This window comes from Vibrio sp. SG41-7 (assembly GCF_014164465.1).
In the GTDB taxonomy this organism is placed as follows: domain Bacteria; phylum Pseudomonadota; class Gammaproteobacteria; order Enterobacterales; family Vibrionaceae; genus Vibrio; species Vibrio splendidus.
Map to the genome: position 1 here is coordinate 1 of NZ_JACJFF010000454.1, position 247 is coordinate 247.

Consider the following 247-nt stretch of genomic DNA (forward strand, 5'->3'; position numbering starts at 1 on the left):
GGGCTTTCTTTCTGCTCATAACAAACAGGATGAAGCACTGGAATGATCACTCAATAGTAAAAAGTGGATCAAGTGCTGAGTGTCACACTTTTTCTGTCAATAGGGGCTTGGTGAACACTTACCTTATTTGAGCCGTATAATTTCTGGCAACCCACGGCGAGATTTCGAGGGTGACCACGCTCCCAGAAGGCTGCCCCTTCTCTTGGGGGAATAAGCGCAATGGCTCCCTTAATCTTAATAGCAGCGT

1 pseudogene is annotated in these 247 nt (G+C 47.0%); it reads right to left on the reverse strand.

What is annotated here, in order from left to right:
• Positions 1 to 122: 122 nt before the first annotated feature.
• Positions 123 to 247 (reverse strand): annotated as a pseudogene (locus H5300_RS27560) (IS5/IS1182 family transposase); the annotation flags it as partial.